Below are 3,142 nucleotides of genomic sequence, written 5' to 3' on the forward strand. Positions count from 1 at the left end.
TGTCTTATTTGTTATGTCGACGCTTGAAGACGCTACATTAGACGTAACATAGTACGCTAAAAATTCTCCCGAGGCTCTGGTCGTAAATGACAACGAAGGCGAGTATCCGCTGCTGGTAGTTTCTATCTTCCATCCCCTAGAAGCCATATATGTCAATGATGTTCCCGAACCGGGCGAAACCACAGTAAGATTGCCCACAGCGGCATTGTTTGATATAAGAGAAGCGAGGTTATTCAGCATAGCTTCAGTCGTCGCTCCGTAAACGATCGAACCGTTAAATGTTATCAGGCCATTATCGGGTGTGGCCATTGTTATACCGTTTACGGTAATTGTTTTATTGGCAACGTCAAGATCGTTCTGTGATACTACGCCGTTACCGGATGCGGTGACGCGCGCCGCGGCATCTGTTCCCACACGGAAATATATGGACGAGCTTGTACAGAGCCAGCCGTCCGGCGTCTTCTTCAGATAAGGATTGCCCGCAGAATACGTCTGCACTATAAGGCCGGCCGCCTGGGCTGCTGTAAGTTTATTCTTCAATTCCGCCAGGCTGATCTGGGTAGACAGGACGCCGTCATACCAGTAAACCTTGGTATAGGATGATATAGCCGCCGCCAGATCTCCTATGGTTATAGTAGCATTATCGGAATCAACGTCACTCAGTGCTGAGCCCGAGTTAATATAAAACGTGCCTTTATTCACGTAGAAACGTATCGATGAATTCGCGAATTGTAAGCCTTCGGCAGTTTGATTTACGTATCCTCCGTATGTCTCTACGGCATATCCGGCGTTTTCGGCTTCAGTAAGTTTATTATGCAATTCGGCAAGGCTTACGGTAACGTAACTTATGCCATCATACCACTGGATCGGCACGGCGGAGGCGGGCATCGATATGACCTGGCCGCCTATCGTTATTGTCTTATTTGTATCATCGATATCGCCCACCTTTAAACCCGAAGGCATGCTGAAACCGCTGTCAGCAACAATGTTGCTTGAGAAATATGCATATGCGCCCGCATACTGCCAGCCTGAAGACGTATTCTTTATAGTCTGGTTGCTATATGTTTTCAGCATAGCTCCGGCGCTTTCGGCGTCGGCATACTTATTATACAGGTCTGTCAGGGTGATTTGGGTTGCGGATGATCCGTCATACCAATAAATAATAGTGGATGACGGCAATTTTATATCAATGTTGCCTATGGTTATGGTGTTATTCGAAGTATCTACGTTGGTTATGGCGGAATCCGTGGCAATGTATGAGGAATCGCCCGTAACATTAAAAGATATGCCGGTAGACGCGAATTTCCAGTTACCGGAAGTTTTTGTTATGCTAATCGAATTATACATCTCCACAGTAGCGCCGGATTCATGGGCTTCGTTTATTTTGCTCTCCAGATCGTCGAGAGTAGTGACATACGAAATAAACTTCCCGCCGTGATACCAATTTATGGAGAAACTTGAGGGCAGCATTATTGCCTGTCCGCCTATTGTTATGCTGTTATTGCTTTTATTTATATCTGTTACCGTAGAGTTTGTAGATATGTAGGAAATACCACTGTCCATGTAGAAATTCACCGCTGAATCCATGTATTCCCAGCCTGAAGAACCCTTCTTTATATTCTGTCCGGAATACGCTTTTACCGTAAGGCCGGCTGAAGCTGCCTCGCTAATCTTAGCCTGCAGATCAGCCAAACTAATCATGACGGAAGATGCTCCGTCGCGCCAGTATATAACGGTGGTTGAAGGCAATGTTATTAACTGGCCGCCTATGGCTATACCGCTGACCGAAGCGGCGGTGACTGATGAGCCTGTGCCGATACTGGAAATGATGCCTTTTACGCTTAAGGTCAGGAACGGGCTCGTGAATGCCCACCCTGACGCGGTCTTGCTGACGGCAATGTTCGATTTTAGCTCTACATCGAGACCCATGTTCTTTGCTTCGTCGAATTTAGCCTGTAAATCGGATAGAGTGTAAATACCGGTAATGTATGCATCATCGTAATACCAACTTATAGAGAAATCCTGCGGTAAAGTCACGGTCTGCGTACCTATGGTTATGCTATTATTCGCCGTATCCAGATCCGTAACAAGTGAGGCGGAGTTAATGGTGGAAGTATTGTTTGTGTAAAAATATATCTGTGTGCCCATGAACTGTGACCCTGCAATAGTCTTTTTTATGTTTAGCGCATAGCGCGTCTCTACCGTAAGGCCGGCCGCTTCCGCTTCGTCAAACTTAACTTTTAGAGCCGCGAGACTGATAGCTACATTATTATAGCCGTCGTACCAATATAACGTGGTACCGGTCGGCGGAAGAATTATATTTTGGCCGCCTATGGTCACTGAATTGTCGTTTACTGCGCTGATGGGCGAGCCTGCGCCTATATTCGAGATAATACCGCTCACGTTGAAGTATATAGTAGAAGAACTGGCGCAAGTCCAGCCGGTAGCAGTCTTTTTAATGGGCAAGTTGGAAAAGGCGATCTCGGCCGTAAGCCCCAGAGCCTGCGCTTCGTTAAACCTGGACTGCAAGTCTGTTAGATTACTGATGCTAACATTGCTCGAGCCGTCATAGTACCAATATATGTTTAATGATGACGGGAGCGTTATGGTCTTATCGCCTATGGTTATGGTATTGTTTGCCGTATCCACGCTGTTAAGTATAGAGCTTGTGCTTATGCTGGATGTTATACCTTTTACCTTGAAGTATATGTAGGAGTTTGTAGACGTCCAGCCTGATGCGGTCTTCTTCATTGTAATAGGAGTGTAATAAACCTCTACCGTAAGGCCGAGAGCGGCCGCCTCGTTGAAATAAGTCTGCAGAGTTGAGATGTTGCTGCTATTAACGGTGAAGCCGGGAAGTTGCGTGTCATCGTAGTACCAGTAAGCAGTGAAGCTTGATGGTAGTGTGATCGTCTGGCCGCCTATGGTTAAGCTGTAATTGGCGGTATCCAGGCTTGTAATGATTGAGCTTGTTGTGAGAGAACTGGCGGCGATCGTGGAGCTGATGCCTTTTACCTTGAATAATATCTGGGAGTTTATAACTAGCCAGCCTGATGCGGTCTTCTTCATTGTAATAGGAGTGTTATAAACCTCTACCGTAAGGCCGAGAGCGGCCGCTTCGTTGAAGTAAGTCTGCAGAGTT

The 3,142-nt window shown here is 46.4% G+C and carries 1 protein-coding gene; it reads right to left on the reverse strand.

Annotated features, from left to right (window positions below; genetic code table 11):
- The coding region (locus tag WC980_10825; protein ID MFA5795544.1) for a hypothetical protein at positions 1-3,069 on the reverse strand (3,069 nt) is incomplete at its 3' end.
- Between the last annotated feature and the right edge of the window lie 73 nt (positions 3,070-3,142).

The sequence above is a fragment of the Candidatus Brocadiia bacterium genome (assembly GCA_041658285.1).
Lineage (GTDB): Bacteria > Planctomycetota > MHYJ01 > JACQXL01 > JACQXL01 > JBBAAP01.